The sequence below is a fragment of the Kitasatospora sp. NPDC004272 genome (assembly GCF_053603035.1).
The window spans coordinates 15168-30233 of sequence record NZ_JBSGET010000039.1; the positions used below are offsets into that span (position 1 = coordinate 15168).

General features: G+C 72.7%; 16 protein-coding genes. All 16 read left to right on the top strand.

Annotated features, from left to right (window positions below; translation table 11 throughout):
• Nucleotides 1-258 precede the first annotated feature (258 nt).
• The 16 genes from proS (at nucleotide 259) to dprA (ending at nucleotide 14965) form a co-directional block, all read left to right on the top strand.
• Nucleotides 259-1671: a proline--tRNA ligase gene (gene proS, locus ACWEO5_RS14745; RefSeq protein ID WP_344554551.1), complete on the top strand. Its 1413-nt coding sequence runs from the start codon at nucleotides 259-261 to the stop codon at nucleotides 1669-1671.
• 353 nt (nucleotides 1672-2024) lie between these two features.
• Nucleotides 2025-2603 (top strand): hypothetical protein, encoded by a 579-nt coding sequence (locus ACWEO5_RS14750; RefSeq protein WP_033252683.1) that lies wholly within the window; start codon nucleotides 2025-2027, stop codon nucleotides 2601-2603.
• A 407-nt stretch (nucleotides 2604-3010) separates the two neighbouring features.
• A complete protein-coding gene (gene rpsP / locus ACWEO5_RS14755; protein WP_014138264.1) occupies nucleotides 3011-3439 on the top strand; it encodes a 30S ribosomal protein S16 in 429 nt (142 codons plus the stop codon).
• Nucleotides 3440-3441: 2 nt separating this feature from the next.
• Complete coding sequence (locus tag ACWEO5_RS14760) at nucleotides 3442-3681, top strand: RNA-binding protein (protein WP_014138265.1); 240 nt, start codon at nucleotides 3442-3444, stop codon at nucleotides 3679-3681.
• A 194-nt stretch (nucleotides 3682-3875) separates the two neighbouring features.
• A complete protein-coding gene (gene rimM, locus ACWEO5_RS14765) occupies nucleotides 3876-4574 on the top strand; it encodes a ribosome maturation factor RimM (protein WP_452162760.1) in 699 nt (232 codons plus the stop codon).
• Between the two features lie 5 nt (nucleotides 4575-4579).
• On the top strand, nucleotides 4580-5398 hold the full coding sequence (gene trmD / locus ACWEO5_RS14770; RefSeq protein ID WP_452162784.1) for a tRNA (guanosine(37)-N1)-methyltransferase TrmD: 819 nt from the start codon (nucleotides 4580-4582) through the stop codon (nucleotides 5396-5398).
• 156 nt (nucleotides 5399-5554) lie between these two features.
• On the top strand, nucleotides 5555-5905 hold the full coding sequence (gene rplS, locus ACWEO5_RS14775) for a 50S ribosomal protein L19 (protein WP_030458810.1): 351 nt from the start codon (nucleotides 5555-5557) through the stop codon (nucleotides 5903-5905).
• 65 nt (nucleotides 5906-5970) lie between these two features.
• Nucleotides 5971-6834 carry a signal peptidase I gene (lepB, locus tag ACWEO5_RS14780; protein WP_452162761.1) on the top strand — a complete coding sequence of 288 codons (864 nt, stop codon included), beginning with the start codon at nucleotides 5971-5973 and terminating at the stop codon, nucleotides 6832-6834.
• 127 nt (nucleotides 6835-6961) lie between these two features.
• A complete protein-coding gene (gene lepB, locus ACWEO5_RS14785) occupies nucleotides 6962-7984 on the top strand; it encodes a signal peptidase I (RefSeq protein ID WP_452162762.1) in 1023 nt (340 codons plus the stop codon).
• Nucleotides 7985-8188: 204 nt separating this feature from the next.
• Complete coding sequence (gene lepB / locus ACWEO5_RS14790) at nucleotides 8189-9103, top strand: signal peptidase I (RefSeq protein ID WP_344554547.1); 915 nt, start codon at nucleotides 8189-8191, stop codon at nucleotides 9101-9103.
• A 167-nt stretch (nucleotides 9104-9270) separates the two neighbouring features.
• Nucleotides 9271-10014, top strand: coding sequence for a signal peptidase I (lepB, locus tag ACWEO5_RS14795; protein ID WP_452162763.1), 744 nt, complete (start codon nucleotides 9271-9273; stop codon nucleotides 10012-10014).
• Nucleotides 10015-10099: 85 nt separating this feature from the next.
• Entirely contained in the window at nucleotides 10100-10567 is a 468-nt protein-coding gene (locus tag ACWEO5_RS14800) for an NUDIX hydrolase (protein WP_452162764.1), read from the top strand.
• A gap of 56 nt (nucleotides 10568-10623) precedes the next feature.
• A complete protein-coding gene (locus ACWEO5_RS14805; protein WP_030458804.1) occupies nucleotides 10624-10950 on the top strand; it encodes a DUF2469 domain-containing protein in 327 nt (108 codons plus the stop codon).
• Between the two features lie 326 nt (nucleotides 10951-11276).
• The gene (locus ACWEO5_RS14810) at nucleotides 11277-11747 is read left to right on the top strand and encodes a YraN family protein (RefSeq protein WP_452162765.1); all 471 of its coding nucleotides are present in this window, start codon (nucleotides 11277-11279) and stop codon (nucleotides 11745-11747) included.
• A 1-nt stretch (nucleotide 11748) separates the two neighbouring features.
• Nucleotides 11749-13422, top strand: coding sequence for a YifB family Mg chelatase-like AAA ATPase (locus ACWEO5_RS14815; RefSeq protein ID WP_452162766.1), 1674 nt, complete (start codon nucleotides 11749-11751; stop codon nucleotides 13420-13422).
• A 145-nt stretch (nucleotides 13423-13567) separates the two neighbouring features.
• Nucleotides 13568-14965, top strand: a complete 1398-nt coding sequence (gene dprA, locus ACWEO5_RS14820) for a DNA-processing protein DprA (protein ID WP_452162767.1) — start codon at nucleotides 13568-13570, stop codon at nucleotides 14963-14965.
• Nucleotides 14966-15066: the final 101 nt, after the last annotated feature.

Genomic DNA, 15066 nt, shown 5'->3' on the forward strand with positions numbered 1-15066 from the left:
CGGTCCTCAGAATCGGCTGCGGCCCCCGCAGCCCTGCCCCCCGGCCCCCCCTCCCAGCGAACAGCGGGCGGCCCCCGCCGTCCAGAGGGGTGCGAGCAGGTATCCGTGCGCCGCGGGTGTGCGCCCCGGGGTGTGCGCGGGCGCGGCGCAGTCCGGCCGCCCCGGCCCCGGAGGTTTGCGGACGGCGACGCCGGCGCGGGCGGTCGTCCGGTGAACCGGATTCACGGTCCGGCCCCGGTTTTCCGTACCATTCGGCGCATGGCTAAGGCACCCGTTCTCACCCCCCAGGCGGAAGACTTCCCCCGCTGGTACCAGGACCTCATCAACAAGGCCGAGCTGGCCGACAACGGTCCGGTGCGCGGCACCATGGTCATCCGACCGTACGGCTACGGCCTGTGGGAGCGGATGCAGCAGGAGATGGACGCGCGGATCAAGCGGGCCGGCGCGCAGAACGCGTACTTCCCGATGTTCATCCCGCAGTCCTACCTGACCAAGGAGGCGGAGCACGTCGAGGGCTTCGCCCCCGAGCTCGCGGTGGTCACCCACGGCGGCGGCAAGGAGCTGGAGGAGCCGGTCGTCGTCCGGCCCACCTCCGAGACCATCATCAACGAGTACTTCTCCAAGTGGGTGCAGAGCCACCGCGACCTGCCGCTGCTGATCAACCAGTGGGCCAACGTGGTCCGCTGGGAGCTGCGCCCGCGGGTCTTCCTGCGCACCACCGAGTTCCTCTGGCAGGAGGGCCACACCGCCCACGCCACCTACGAGGACGCCCGCGCGTACGCCTCGCGGATCCACACCGACGTCTACGGCGACTTCATGACCAACGTGCTGGGCATCGACGTGGTGCTCGGCCGGAAGACCGCCAAGGAGCGTTTCGCCGGCGCCATCAACACCCTCACCCTCGAAGGCATGATGGGCGACGGCAAGGCGCTGCAGATGGGCACCAGCCACGAGCTGGGCCAGAACTTCGCCAAGGCGTTCAACACCACCTACCAGCTGCAGGGCGCCGAGCGCGAGCACGTCTGGCAGACCTCCTGGGGCGTCTCCACCCGCATGGTCGGCGGCCTGATCATGTCCCACGGCGACGACAACGGCCTGCGGGTGCCGCCGCGGCTGGCCGCCGTGCAGGCCGTGGTGCTCGCCATCAAGGGCGAGGACGCGGTGCTGGCGAAGGTCCGCGAGATCGGCGCCCAGCTGGAGGCCGCGGGCGTCCGGGTGGTCGTCGACGACCGCACCGACACCCCGTTCGGCCGCCGCGCCGTGGACTGGGAGCTCAAGGGCGTCCCGCTGCGCATCGAGGTCGGCCCGCGCGACCTGGAGGCCGGCACCGCGATGCTGGTCCGCCGGATCGCCGGCGGCAAGGAGCCGGTCTCGGTCGACTCCCTGGCCGCGATCGTCCCCGGCATCCTGGAGGAGGACCAGGCGCAGCTGCTGCGCGAGTCCCGCGAGCGCCGCGAGGCCCGCACCGTGGACGTCAAGACCATCGAGGAGGCCGCCGAGGCCGCCGGCACCGGCTGGGGCCGGATCTCCTGGGCCGACCTCGGCCCCGAGGGCGAGGCCAAGCTGGCCGAGCAGGGCGTCTCGGTGCGCTGCCTGATCGCCGAGGACGGCTCGGTGCCGGCCGCCGACGACCAGCCCGGCAACCTCGCCCTGGTCGCCCGCGCCTACTGATCCGCACCGCGGGCCGGGGCCGGGGAATCCCGGAACCCCGGTCCGCGCGCTGGCAGTTGAGACTACTGACCAGTCAACTCCCCGAGGTACCCCACAAGCGGTACGGTGTACGGCCCGTGGCCCTGTCAATTTTCGGACAGGACGCGGGCCGTCCGTCGTGGGGATGTTGGGCTCTGCGGCGGGTGTCGAGAACCCGGCGAAGCCCGCCGGGTCCACACGTGCAGGGGGTTGGTCTTGCGTCAGTCCGGAGTCGCGCAATTCGCGCGCGAAAGTGCATTCCTGAGAGTCCGCTGGGAATTCCCGAACACGGGTGCCCGCCGGAACATCGGCTCTCTCCCCATCGTTGGTACAGCGTGAGCACGACACAGCCCCTCGTCCTCGCGGCCGAACTGGCCGCCGCCTGGAGTGACATCCAGGCCCACCACCGCGACCTGCCCGACCTGGCGTCGCCCGAGGCGCTGATCGGCGAGTCCTCGTCCGCCTGCGGCACCCAGCTCAACTTCGAGCGACTGCTGCACGAGGCCGCCCACGGCCTGGCCGCCGCCCGGGAGATCCGCGACACCTCGCGGGCCGGCCGCTACCACAACCGCCGCTTCCTGCTGCTCGCCTCCGAGCTGGGCCTGGCCCACCCGGTCGAGCCGCACGCCAGCAGCGGCTTCTCCCAGGTGACGATGGGGCACGAGACCAGGGACCGCTACGCCGGGACCATCGAGCGCCTCGACCGCGCGCTCGGGGCGCACCAGCTGGCCGTGGCCGGCGAGGGCAACCACCGCGCCTTCCGCGGCCCGGCCGCGCGGCACGGTTCCTCCGGCGGCGGCGTCCGGGTCAAGGCGGTGTGCGGCTGCGGTCGCAACGTCCGCGTCGTCCCGTCCGTGCTGGCCCAGGCCGCGATCGTCTGCGGCGCCTGCCAGCAGCCGTTCAAGATCGCCTGATCCCTCCGCGATCCCCAGCGCCCCCCGCAGCTCCCCGTACGACGCCGGACCGAACGGTGCCCGCCGGCGGACGCCGTTTGGCCGGAACGGGTGCTTGACGCGGGGCTCGGCGCAGGTGCTCGGAGCGGGTGCCGGGAACGGACCGCGGGCGGGGTGCCCGCGGCCCGTCAGGAGTGCCGCTGTCGCCGGGGCCGGGGGCCCGACGACGCCAGGAGGTCCTGCCGTACCGCGCGGGGGCGCGGTCCGGGGGGCCTCGGCGTTGTGGCAGAATGGATGGCTGAGTACTCGGCAGCCGAGCAGGACCCTCTCTCCTAAAGGCTGGCGTGTCCCCTGAACGGCACCTCGCGCCGCAGCCCCACGCGGCGGAGCGCTGCTCACCCACGTCAAAACCAGGAGAATCCACACCCGTGGCTGTCAAGATCAAGCTGAAGCGTCTGGGCAAGATCCGCTCCCCGCACTACCGCATCGTCGTCGCCGACTCGCGCACCAAGCGTGACGGCCGCGCCATCGAGGAGATCGGCATCTACCAGCCGACCTACAACCCCTCGAAGATCGAGGTCGACGGCGAGCGCGCCCAGTACTGGCTGTCCGTCGGCGCCCAGCCGACCGAGCCGGTGCTCGCCATCCTCAAGCTGACCGGCGACTGGCAGAAGTTCAAGGGCCTGCCGGCTCCGGAGCCGCTGAAGGTGGCCGAGCCCAAGGTCGAGGACTTCTCGCACCTGTTCGCCAAGGCCGTCGCCGGCTTCGAGGACGCCACCACCGGTGTCGCCATCACCCCGAAGGCCAAGAAGTCGGACAAGGCTGACGAGGCCGAGGCCGCTTCCACCGAGGCCTGAGCATGATCGAGGAAGCCCTCGACCACCTGGTGAAGGGCATCGTCGAGCACCCCGACGAGGTGCAGGTCCGCTCGCGCAACCTGCGCCGCGGCCACACCATCGAGGTGCGAGTGCACCCCGACGACCTCGGCAAGGTGATCGGCCGGGGCGGCCGCACGGCGCGCGCACTGCGCACCGTCGTCGGCGCCCTGGGCGGTCGCAACGTCCGGGTCGACCTGGTCGACGTGGACAGCCTCCGCTGACCTCGGCTCGACCGCCGAGGGCGCCGACCACCAGGTCGGCCACCGGGTTTCAGGACCGGCCGGGACGCATCGTCCCGGCCGGTCCTTTCCCGTTCCCGGTCCTTTCCCGTTCCCGGCCCCTCCGCTTCCCGGGGCGCCCGCCTCGGGCTCCCCGTTCCTTCCCCGTGCCACCACCTCTCAGGAGAACGATCACCGTGCAGCTCGTCGTCGGCAGGATCGGCCGCGCCCACGGAATCCGGGGGGACGTCAGCGTGGAAGTCCGCACCGACGAGCCGGAACTGCGGCTCGGGCCCGGCGCGGTCCTCCTCACCGACCCCGCCGCCACCGGACCGCTGACCGTCGAGACCGGCCGGGTGCACAGCGGGCGCCTGCTGCTGCGCTTCGCCGGCGTCAAGGACCGCACCGCCGCCGAGGCCCTGCGCGGCACCATGCTGATCGCCGAGGTCGACCCGGAGGAGACCCCCGAGGACCCGGACGAGTACTACGACCACCAACTCATCGGCCTGGACGTGGTGCTGGCCGACGGCACCCCGGTCGGCGAACTCACCGAGGTGCTCCACCTCCCGTACCAGGACCTGCTCACCGTCCAGCGCCCCGACGGCACCGAGGTGCTGGTCCCGTTCGTCGAGCAGATCGTCCCCACCATCGACCTGGACGAGCAGCGCGTCGTCATCACCCCGCCGCCCGGCCTGATCGACTCCGAGGCCGGCCCGGGCTCGGGCTCGACCGCTGGTGCCGGTTCTGGATCTGGGTCTGAGGCCGGATCCGGGTCTGAGGCCGGATCCGGGGCCGTGGTGGACGAGGGTGAGGGCGCGGGTGCGGGTTCGGGTTCGGGCGACGGTCCGGACGGCGAGCCGGGCAGCGGTTCGGACCAGAACGGGGGCGTCGCGTGAGCGAGATGCGGATCGACGTCGTCACGATCTTCCCCGAGTACCTGGAGCCGCTGAACGTCTCACTGGTCGGCAAGGCGCGGGCCCGCGGGCAGCTGGACGTGCACCTGCACGACCTGCGGTCGTGGACCACCGACATCCACCGGACCGTGGACGACACCCCCTACGGCGGCGGCCCCGGCATGGTGATGAAGCCCGAGCCGTGGGGCGCCGCGCTGGACGCCGTGCTGGCCGCCGGCCCCGACGGCGAGGTGCCCACCCTGGTGGTGCCCACCCCCAGCGGACGCCCCTTCACCCAGGACCTCGCCCAGGACCTCGCCGCCCGCCCCTGGCTGGCCTTCGCCCCCGCCCGCTACGAGGGCATCGACCGGCGGGTCATCGAGGAGGCCGCGACCCGGATGCCGGTGGTCGAGGTGTCGATCGGCGACTACGTGCTGGCCGGTGGCGAGGTCGCCGTGCTGGTGATGGTCGAGGCCGTCGCCCGACTGCTGCCCGGCGTGCTGGGCAACGCCGAGTCACACCGCGACGACTCCTTCGCCCCCGGTGCCATGGCCGACCTGCTGGAGGGCCCGGTGTACACCAAGCCCGCCGAGTGGCGCGGCCGGGAGGTGCCGGAGATCCTGCTCAGCGGCCACCACGGCAAGATCGCCCAGTGGCGGCGCGAGCAGGCGTTCGCCCGCACCCTCGCCAACCGGCCCGACCTGGTGGCCCGCTGGCAGCGCGAGGCGTTCAGCAAGAAGGAGCGCGAGGCGCTGAGCGTGCTCGGCCTGGCCTGGGACGAGGCCGACGGCCGATTTCGGTCCGTGGCCGACCCTGTGGAAGAATAGGCGACTGTTGTCTGCCGCCCGGCTCCCCCTGCGGGGAGTCAGTGGACCGGTGCCCCCGCCACGGGGGGATCACCGCCAGCCGAAGCGGCCCGCAACACCACCCGGTTGAATCGAACTTCCGTGGGCGGCCCGTGGCGCCTGCGATGGAGAGCAACGATGAGCAACAAGCTCGCTGCTGTCGACGCGGCCTCGCTGCGCACCGACATCCCCGCCTTCCGCCCCGGCGACACCCTCAAGGTGCACGTCCGAGTCATCGAAGGCAACCGCTCGCGCGTCCAGGTCTTCCAGGGCGTCGTCATCCGCCGCCACGGTGCGGGCATCGGTGAGACCTTCACCGTCCGCAAGGTCAGCTTCAACGTCGGCGTCGAGCGCACCTTCCCGGTGCACACCCCGGTCGTCGAGAAGATCGAGGTCGTGACCCGCGGTGCGGTCCGCCGCGCCAAGCTGTACTACCTGCGTGACCTCCGCGGCAAGGCCGCGAAGATCAAGGAGAAGCGCGACGCGTGATCGCGCAGGCTCAACGGGGGTCGGCCCTCCTACCGGTGTAGACCGGGGGGATAAGCTCACCCCCGATGAGCACGCACGAGCCACCGACGGACCGCGACGGCAGTCCCGCACCCACGGGTGCGGACTCGCCGGCGCGGTCCGCCGTCGTTTCCGCCCCCGGAACCTCCTCCGGCCCCGACAGCGGGACGGACGGTGGTGACGGCTCCGGCGACGGTGGCGGTGCTGGCGGTGCCGGCGGTGTCGGCGGCGACGAGGTCGGCACCGGGCGGCGGTGGTCGCGGGACCTGCTGTGGATCGGCGCGGTGTGCGTGGTCGTGCTGCTGCTGGTGAACGCCTTCGTGGCGCGGCCGTTCGCGGTGCCGTCCGGCTCGATGGAGGGGACGCTGGAACCGGGCGACCGGGTGCTGGTCAACCAGCTCGCGTACGCCTTCGGCGGGCACCCCCAGCGGGGCGACGTGGTGGTCTTCGACGGCATCGGCTCCTTCCTGCCCTACCAGGACGAACCGTCCGGGTTGAAGCGGCTGTTGGTCGGGGCGGGCCTCGCCCCGGCGGGCGACACGGTCTACGTGAAGCGGGTCATCGGGGTCGGCGGGGACCGGATCACCTGCTGCGGGACGGACGGCCGGCTGCAGGTCAACGGGGTGGCGCTGGACGAGGGCGCGTACCTGTTCCCCGGTGACGCGCCCTCGGCGGCACCGTTCGACATCGTGGTTCCCGACGGCAAGTTGTGGGTGATGGGCGATCACCGCAGTGCCTCCCGCGACTCCCGCGACCACCTCGGTGAGCCCGGCGGCGGTGCCGTGCCCGAGGACAAGGTGATCGGCCGCGCCGACTGGGTGATGTTCCCCCTCGGCCGCGCCACCTCCCTCGACCGACCGGCGGCGTTCGCCGCGATTGAGGGGACCGGTGGCCATGGGGAGCAGAGGTAGACCCAGGACCGCCGCCGACGGCCCGGCCGGCCCCGCCCACCCGGCCGGCCCCGCCCACCCGGGCGGCGCCCCCCGCACCGGCGCCGCGTCCGGCCCCGGGGCCGAGCCCGATCCCCTAACCGCGTCCGTGTACCTGGCCCCCACCGGCGGGGCCGAGGACCCGGGCGACCGGGACGGCGCCGATGCCGGTGCCGCCGATGCCGGTGCCGCCGGTGGCGGTGGTGCCGCCGGTAGCGGTGGCGGGGCCGGTGGCGATGACGGGGACGGGGGCTGGAGCGGCGGGGACGATGCGGAGGCCCGCCCCGTCCGGGGACGCGCCGAGCGCCGTCGCACCGCCAAGCGCGTCGCGCGCCGCAGTCGGCGCTCCTTCCTGCGCGAGCTTCCGGTGATCGTGCTGGTCGCCCTGGTGATCGCGCTGGTGATGAAGACGTTCCTGCTCCAGGTGTTCGTGATCCCCTCCGGTTCGATGGAACAGACCCTGCAGATCGGTGACCGGGTCGTCGTGGACAAGTTCACCCCGTGGTTCGGCGCCGAGCCGGAGCGCGGCGAGGTGGTGGTCTTCAAGGACCCGGGCGGCTGGCTGGAGAACGACCACAAGCCGTCCACGGACGGGCCCGTGCTGCGGAACGTGAAGTCGCTGTTCTCCGCGGTGGGGCTCCTTCCCTCCGACGACGAGCGGGACTTGATCAAGCGGGTGATCGGTGTCGGCGGTGACACCGTGGAGTGCTGCGACGAGCACGGCCGGGTCAGCGTGAACGGCACGCCGCTGGACGAGCCGTACATCGCGGCCGGGAACTCGCCCTCGCGGATCACCTTCAAGGTGACGGTGCCCCGAGGTCGGCTCTGGGTGATGGGCGACCACCGCGACCTGTCCGCCGACTCCCGCTACCACATGGGCAATCCGGGCTCCGGGACGATCCCGGTGGAGAACGTGGTGGGGCGCGCCTTCGTGGTCGCCTGGCCGCTCTCCCACTTCGGTCAACTGGACGTTCCCGATTCACTCTCCTCCTTGCCGGGGCGGCCCGCCGGATCGGCGGCCGTCGAGCCGGTTCCTGCGGAACCCCCACTCGTTATGGGTGTGTTGGGCGTGCTTCCGCTCCTCGTCCGGTACCGCGGGACGCGTCGGAGGGACGGGCCGGTGGCCGACTGACAGGGTGGTCGGCGCGTGGGAACACGGGCGCGTCGACCGGGAGTGATAGAGAAGTGTGAAGTGCTCGGTTCCGGCCTGGTGTCGGGTCTGCCCCCGTAGGGCAAGCCAGAGACGGGTTCCCGACCGACTGCAGAGTGTGGTGCCCGCTGTGCGGCACTGGTGAGCGCGGACGCGCAGGCGTCCGCACAGCAGGGAGGAGAAGTCGTGGGGGATCTGGTGATCGGTGCCCGCTCAGGTGCTCCGGAGCCCGACGGGGAACCCGTGGGCAACCAGGAGGGGGCGCACGCCGGGGACGGCGAAGCGCTCCGGGACGCCGAGGCCGGGGCGGAGGCGGACGGAAGTTCGGCCGCACCGCCCAAGAAGGCGCCCAAGCAGCGTTCCTTCTGGAAGGAACTGCCGATCCTGATCGGCATCGCGCTGATCCTGGCCCTGGTGATCAAGACCTTCTTCGTCCAGGCGTTCTCGATCCCCTCGGGGTCGATGGAGAACACGCTCCAGGTCGGCGACCGCGTCCTGGTCGACAAGCTCACCCCCTGGTTCGGTTCCGAGCCGGAGCGCGGCGAGGTCGTGGTCTTCAAGGACCCGGGCGGCTGGCTGAACGACGAGCCGACCCAGCGCAGCGACAACTCCTTCGTGCGCGGCGTGCAGGACGTGTTCAGCTTCATCGGACTGATGCCGTCCAGCGACGAGAAGGACCTGATCAAGCGCGTCATCGCGGTCGGCGGTGACACCGTGGAGTGCCAGGGCTCCGGCCCGGTCAAGGTGAACGGCGTGGCGCTGGACGAGCCGTACATCTTCCCCGGCAATACCCCGTGCGGGGAGAAGCCGTTCGGGCCGGTGAACGTGCCCAAGGGCCGGATCTGGGTGATGGGCGACCACCGGGGCAACTCCCTGGACTCGCGGTACCACATGGACCAGCCCGGTGGCGGCACCGTGCCGGTCGACAACGTGGTCGGCCGCGCGTTCGTGGTGGCCTGGCCGATCGGCGACTGGGCGACGCTGCCCGTTCCGGACACCTTCGACCAGAAGGGGCTCGCGTCCGGACCGCTCGTTCCGACGACGGCCGGCGCGGCACTGGCCGTCCCTGCCGTGTGGTGGGTGCGCCGACGCCGCCGCTGACCGGGCACCGACCGGCCGGGAACGCCTCTTGCGCGGGCCGTGGTACTGGCGAGTAATCTGCTCGCACGTGCCGCGGCCCGCAGTGCTGTCCGGACCGGGACGGCCAGCCGCGGACCGGCCTCCGCCGTGCGGGCGGAGTCGCCGGGAGGCGGGAGAGGGCGGAGCCGATGAGTAGCGTCGCGGAGCGGACACCGCGCACCGGGGCGGGGCCGGCCCGCCGCCGGAGCACCGCGTCGATCGTGCAGGGCGTGGCGATCGCGCTCGGCTTCGTGATGCTGGTCGGGGGCTTCGCGGTGCTGGCCCTCCAGTACCGGCCCTACCGGATCCCGACCAGTTCGATGAGCCCGACCCTGGAGGCCGGCGACACCGTCCTGGCCCGGACCGGCGGAGCGGCCGGCCGCGGTGACATCGTGGTCTTCCAGGACCAGGACTGGGGCCCCGCGACCCTGGTCAAGCGCGTGGTCGCGGTCGGCGGGGACACCGTCTCCGGTGACGCGGAGGGGCGGATCACCGTCAACGGGCACCAGGTGTCCGAGCCCTACCTGACCGCCCTTGGGACGGGCGGGACCGCGTTCTCGGTCACCGTGCCGGAGGGGCGGCTGTTCCTGCTCGGCGACTTCCGGGGGAACTCCCTGGACTCGCGCAGCCACCTCGACGTGGCGTTCGGCTCGGTGCCCGTCTCCGGGGTGAGGGCACGGGTGGAGGCGGTGATCCGGCCGCTGTCCCGGCTCGGGCTCGAACCGCGCGCCACGGCCTTCGACGGACTGGGCGGCCCCCGGGCCCACCAGGCCGGCCCGCTGGTGCCCGCCGTCTGGACGTCGGCCGGCGGGGCGGTGCTGATCGTGGCCGCCTCCGCGGCGGGCTGGGCGGTCTCGCTGACCCGCCGGGTACGGGGGCGGGGCAAGGCCTGAGCCCGCCGGGGACGACGGACCGGCGCCGGTGCCGGTCCCGCTGAGGAGGTGCGCCCAGCGCCTCAGGACGGAGCCGAGCCAGGTGGTGGAACACCGCAGGGCCGTGCGGGTGCTGTTGCTGGACCCGGACGACCGCGTCCTGCTGCTGCGCGGAACGGACCCGGCGGAGCCCGGTACCACCTGGTGGATCACACCAGGCGGCGGCATCGAACCGGGCGAGGGACCGGACGCGGCCGCCCGGCGCGAGCTGGCCGAGGAGACCGGGCTGACGGACGTGGACTGGGGACCGCTGGTCGGGTACAGCACGGCGGAGTTCTCCTTCCGGGGCAGGGAGTACCGACAGGAGCAGTGGTTCCGGCTGGCCCGCACCGAGCGGACCGAGGTGTCACTGCCGCGCGGCGGGGCGGACGAGCACGCGTTGCTGCTGGCCTTCCGCTGGTGGACGCTGGGCGAGTTGAGGACCACCGGGGAGACCGTCCACCCGCGCGGACTGGCCGGACTGGTGGCACGGGTTCTGACGGAAGGACCGCCAGAACCGCCAGTAAGGCTCTGAGCACGGGCTCGGTGGTCCACAATGGGGTGGACGTGACGAGTGAGGGGACGCTTGGAATGAGTGCCGAAGACCTCGAGAAGTACGAGACCGAGATGGAGCTCAAGCTCTACCGGGAGTACCGGGATGTCGTCGGCCTGTTCAAGTACGTGATCGAGACCGAGCGGCGCTTCTACCTGACGAATGACTACGACCTCCAGGTGCACTCGGTGCAGGGCGAGGTGTTCTTCGAAGTGTCGATGGCTGATGCATGGGTCTGGGACATGTACCGACCGGCCCGATTCGTCCGGAAGGTCCGTGTGTTGACGTTCAAGGACGTGAACATCGAGGAGCTGGCCAAGAGCGACCTTGAACTGCCCTCGGACGACTCCGCCTTCGGGAACTGACCGCACCGCGGCTGAGCGGTCGGCGCCTGGCCGGAGTCCGGTGCCCGGCCGGAGCCCGGTGCTCAGCTGAAGCCCGGTGCTCAGCTGAAGCCCGGTGAGGACGGCGCGGCCGACCGCGCCCTTCTGCCAGGCCCCCGTACGCCCCCGTGAGCTGCGGCGGTGCCCGGGTCACCGAGATTGACCGCGCCGGTCGGGCGCTGTCCAGCGCCTTTTTCGATTTGTCGCTCGAACGGGTGAGCTGAGTTATCCACAGGCCCGGGTTATCCACAGCCCGGACCATTCCACTGGCCCGCTCCCGGCGCGTGACGGCAACCTTCCGGCCGGAGGTGATTGCCGTGCAGAACCCCAACAAGACGACCACCAACGGCCTCGGACGCTACGGCGAGGAGGTCGCTGCCCGCCGGCTCGCCGAACGCGGGCTGCGCATCCTGGAACGCAACTGGCGCTGCGCCGAGGGCGAGCTCGACATCGTCGCCCTCGACGGGGACGTCCTCGCGATCTGCGAGGTGAAGACCCGCTCCGAACACGGCTTCCAACAGCCGGCCGAGGCGATCGACCAGACCAAGGCGGACCGGCTGCGCCGCCTCGCCGAGCGCTGGCTCGCCGAACGCTGGCCGGTGCACTTCTCCCGGCTCGTCCTCGCCGCCGAGCGGGCCTGGGGCGGCGAACCGCAGCCCGACGCGCCGGGCAGCGGTCCGGCTCCGCCACCCCCAGGCGGAGTCCGCATCGACCTGGTCGCCGTGGTCAACCCCCGCAAGGGCGCCGCCGCGGTCGAGCACCTGCGCGGGGCGGTGTGAGATGGCGTTCGCCCGCACCTGCTCGGTGGCCCTGGTCGGAGTGGACGGCGTCGTGGTCGAGGTCCAGGCCGACCTCGAACCCGGCCTCGCGGCCTTCAGCCTGGTGGGCCTCGCCGACAAGGCACTCCTGGAAGCCCGCGACCGGGTGCGCGCCGCGGTCTCCAACAGCGGGGAGAAGTGGCCGCTGCGCAAACTCACCGTGGGCCTCACCCCGGCCTCCGTGCCCAAGAGCGGCAGCGGCTACGACCTGGCGGTGGCCTGCGCCGTCCTGGCGGCCGCGGAACGGCTCGACCCCGCGTCGATCGACGGCCTGCTGATCATCGGCGAGCTGGGGCTGGACGGCCGGGTGCGCCCGGTGCGCGGGGTCCTGCCCTCGGTCCTGGCCGCGGCCGACGCCGGCTACCGGCAGGTGGTGGTCGCCGAACAGACCGCCGCCGAAGCGAGACTGGTGCCCGGCGTCTCCGTCCTCGGCGTGCGCAGCCTGCGCCAGCTCATCGCGATCCTCACCAACGCCCCCGTCCCCGACGAACCACCGGACCCGTCCACCGGCCGCCCCGACTCCTCGTTCGCCGGACTGCTGCTGCCCGGCCTCGGCGTCCGCGACCTCAGCTCCGAGCCGGCCGTCCGACCCGACCTCGCCGACGTGGCCGGGCAGTACGAGGCCCGCAAAGCCCTGGAGATCGCCGCCGCGGGCGGCCACCACATCTACCTGAAGGGCCCGCCCGGGGCCGGCAAGACGATGCTGGCCGAACGGCTGCCGGCCCTGCTCCCGCCGCTCACACCCACCGAAGCCCTCGAAGTGACCGCGATCCACTCCGTGGCCGGCCTGCTCCCGCCCGACCGGCCCCTGATCGACAACCCGCCCTACTGCGCGCCGCACCACTCGACGACCATGCCCGCCATCGTCGGCGGCGGCACGGGACTGCCCAGGCCCGGAGCCGTCTCCCTCGCCCACCGCGGCGTGCTGTTCCTCGACGAGGCACCCGAATTCCCGGTCCGGGTCCTCGACGCGCTGCGCCAACCCCTGGAATCGGGGGAGGTGATGATCGCCAGAGCCGCGGGCTCGATGCGGCTGCCCGCCCGCTTCCTGCTCTGCCTGGCGGCCAATCCCTGTCCCTGCGGCCGCTACTCACTGAGAGGAGAAGGGTGCGAATGCACACCTGTCATGGTCAACCGCTATCAGGCCCGACTGTCCGGGCCGCTGCTGGACCGGGTGGACCTCCAGGTGCAGGTCGCCGGAGTCACCAAGGCCGAACTGATGCAGCAGGGCGGAAAGGCCGAGAGCACGGCGACGGTCGCCGCACGCGTGCGGGAGGCCCGGGCGCGGGCCGCCGCTCGCCTCGTCGACACCCCGTGGCGGACCAACGCCGAAGTGCCCGGGCACGAACTGCGCACGCGCTGGCAACTCGCACCCGGTGCGCTGGCCGACGCCGAACGTGACCTCGACCGGGGGCTGCTCACCGCACGCGGCCTCGACCGCGTCCTGCGGGTCGCCTGGACGGTGGCCGACCTCGCGGGCCGGGACCGCCCGCACCGGACCGACGTCCAGAGCGCACTCACCCTCCGCACCGGCGTCCAACGGGCCGCCCGCCCGACGGACCGCAGGAACGACCCGCCCTACCCCTACGACGACATCGGCGTCGAGCCGGGCCCCGCGCAGGACAGCGAGTTCTGAGCGCCCCACCTCTCGCGGCGACAGGAAGCCGACGGGCCGCCCCCGTCGTACCTCCGGCCCCCGTCCACCACCGCCGTCCACCGCCACTCGTGGCCGACCGCGGCCACCGACCGCACCGCAGGAACAGGCAGCAGAAGGAGCGCCGATGACCACGCACCCCGTACCCCGCGCGCACGCCGACCTGTCCGGCAGCTCGCGCCCACCGCTCCCGCCCGGCACTCCCGAGCCGGACGACACCCCCGCGGCGTGCGACGGCGAACGGCTCCGCCACCCGGGCCGCGGCGCCGGGCCACCGGCCGTGCACCGCTCACGCCACGGGCCGGCGGGGCCGGCCCGGACCGCTCCGGGCGAGCAGCGCGTCATCCGCCCCACCGCGTGGGCCGCGCCGACCGTCCCACCGGATCCGCCCGAGCCCGAACGGATCTCCCGGGCGGCGCTCACCAGGCTGATCGAACCGGGCGACGCCGCGATCGGCCGGGCGGTCCAACGGCTCGGCGTGGTCCGGCTGCTGCAGGGGTTCTACGAGGGAGCACCCGCCGGCCATCTGGGGCTCGGAGCCGACCGGATCGCCGCGTACCAGGAGAGACTGCGAAAGTTCAACCCGGCCGCCGACCTGGAACGGATCGCCAAGCTCGGTGGGAAGTTCATCATTCCGGGCGACAGCGAGTGGCCCTCCCAGCTCGACGACCTCGGTGACAGCCGCCCGATCGGGCTGTGGATCCGCGGCCTCCCGTCGCAACGGCTGCCGTCGCTGCGCCTGCTCGCCCTGCGCTCGGTGGCCGTCGTCGGCTCGCGGGCCTGCACCGCGTACGGACGGCACGTCGCAGGGCAGCTCGGGTCCGAATTGGCCGAGCGGGGCTGGGTGGTGGTGTCCGGCGCGGCGTACGGGGTGGACACCGCCGCGCACCTCGGAGCACTGGCGGTCAACGGAATGACGATCGCGGTGCTCGCCAGTGGAGTCGACATCTGCTACCCGCGCGGGAACGAGGCCCTGATGGAGAGGATCGGGCGCGACGGGCTGCTGGTGAGCGAGCTGGCGCTGGGGATGAACCCGACCAGGTTCAGGTTCGTGCTGCGGAACCGGGTGATAGCCGCACTCACCCGCGGCACGGTGGTGGTCGAGGCCGCGTCCCGCAGCGGCGCGCTCAGCACCGCGCGGCGGGCGCGGGACCTCAACCGGCACACCATGGGCATTCCCGGGCCGATCACCTCCGAACTCTCGGCGGGCGTGCACGCGTTGATCAGGGCCGGCGCGGCCAGCATGGTCACCAGCGGCGCCGAGGTGGGCGAGCTGATCGGCTCGATCGGGGCCGACCTGGCGCCGGAGCGGGTCGGCCCGATCCTGCCGAGGGACGCGCTGGAGCCGCCGGTGGCCAGGGTCCTGGAGGCGGTGCCCGCCAGTGCGGACGGCGCACCGGTCCGGCGACTCGCCCACTACGCGGCGCTCTCCGAGAGCGCGACGGTCCAGCACCTCCACGAACTGAGTTCGCTCGGCTTCGTCGAACGCCACGGAGCGCACTGGAGGTTGGTGCGTCGCAAGTGATCATATTCGGGCAGAGTCGGGCAGGCTGATGGGTTCCGAGCGGGTCAACCAGTCAACAGGAGGTGATGCCAGCCGAGTTGAGGGACGATGGCAGCCCGTGG

What these genes read in the sequence shown, in the direction of transcription:
- ACWEO5_RS14805 (WP_030458804.1), top strand. Translation starts at nt 10,624, where the DNA reads ATGAGTGCCGAAGACCTCGAGAAGTACGAGACCGAGATGGAGCTCAAG.
- lepB (WP_452162763.1), top strand. Translation starts at nt 9,271, where the DNA reads ATGAGTAGCGTCGCGGAGCGGACACCGCGCACCGGGGCGGGGCCGGCC.
- ACWEO5_RS14760 (WP_014138265.1), top strand. Translation starts at nt 3,442, where the DNA reads ATGATCGAGGAAGCCCTCGACCACCTGGTGAAGGGCATCGTCGAGCAC.
- lepB (WP_452162761.1), top strand. Translation starts at nt 5,971, where the DNA reads ATGAGCACGCACGAGCCACCGACGGACCGCGACGGCAGTCCCGCACCC.
- rplS (WP_030458810.1), top strand. Translation starts at nt 5,555, where the DNA reads ATGAGCAACAAGCTCGCTGCTGTCGACGCGGCCTCGCTGCGCACCGAC.
- dprA (WP_452162767.1), top strand. Translation starts at nt 13,568, where the DNA reads ATGACCACGCACCCCGTACCCCGCGCGCACGCCGACCTGTCCGGCAGC.
- proS (WP_344554551.1), top strand. Translation starts at nt 259, where the DNA reads ATGGCTAAGGCACCCGTTCTCACCCCCCAGGCGGAAGACTTCCCCCGC.
- ACWEO5_RS14815 (WP_452162766.1), top strand. Translation starts at nt 11,749, where the DNA reads ATGGCGTTCGCCCGCACCTGCTCGGTGGCCCTGGTCGGAGTGGACGGC.
- trmD (WP_452162784.1), top strand. Translation starts at nt 4,580, where the DNA reads ATGCGGATCGACGTCGTCACGATCTTCCCCGAGTACCTGGAGCCGCTG.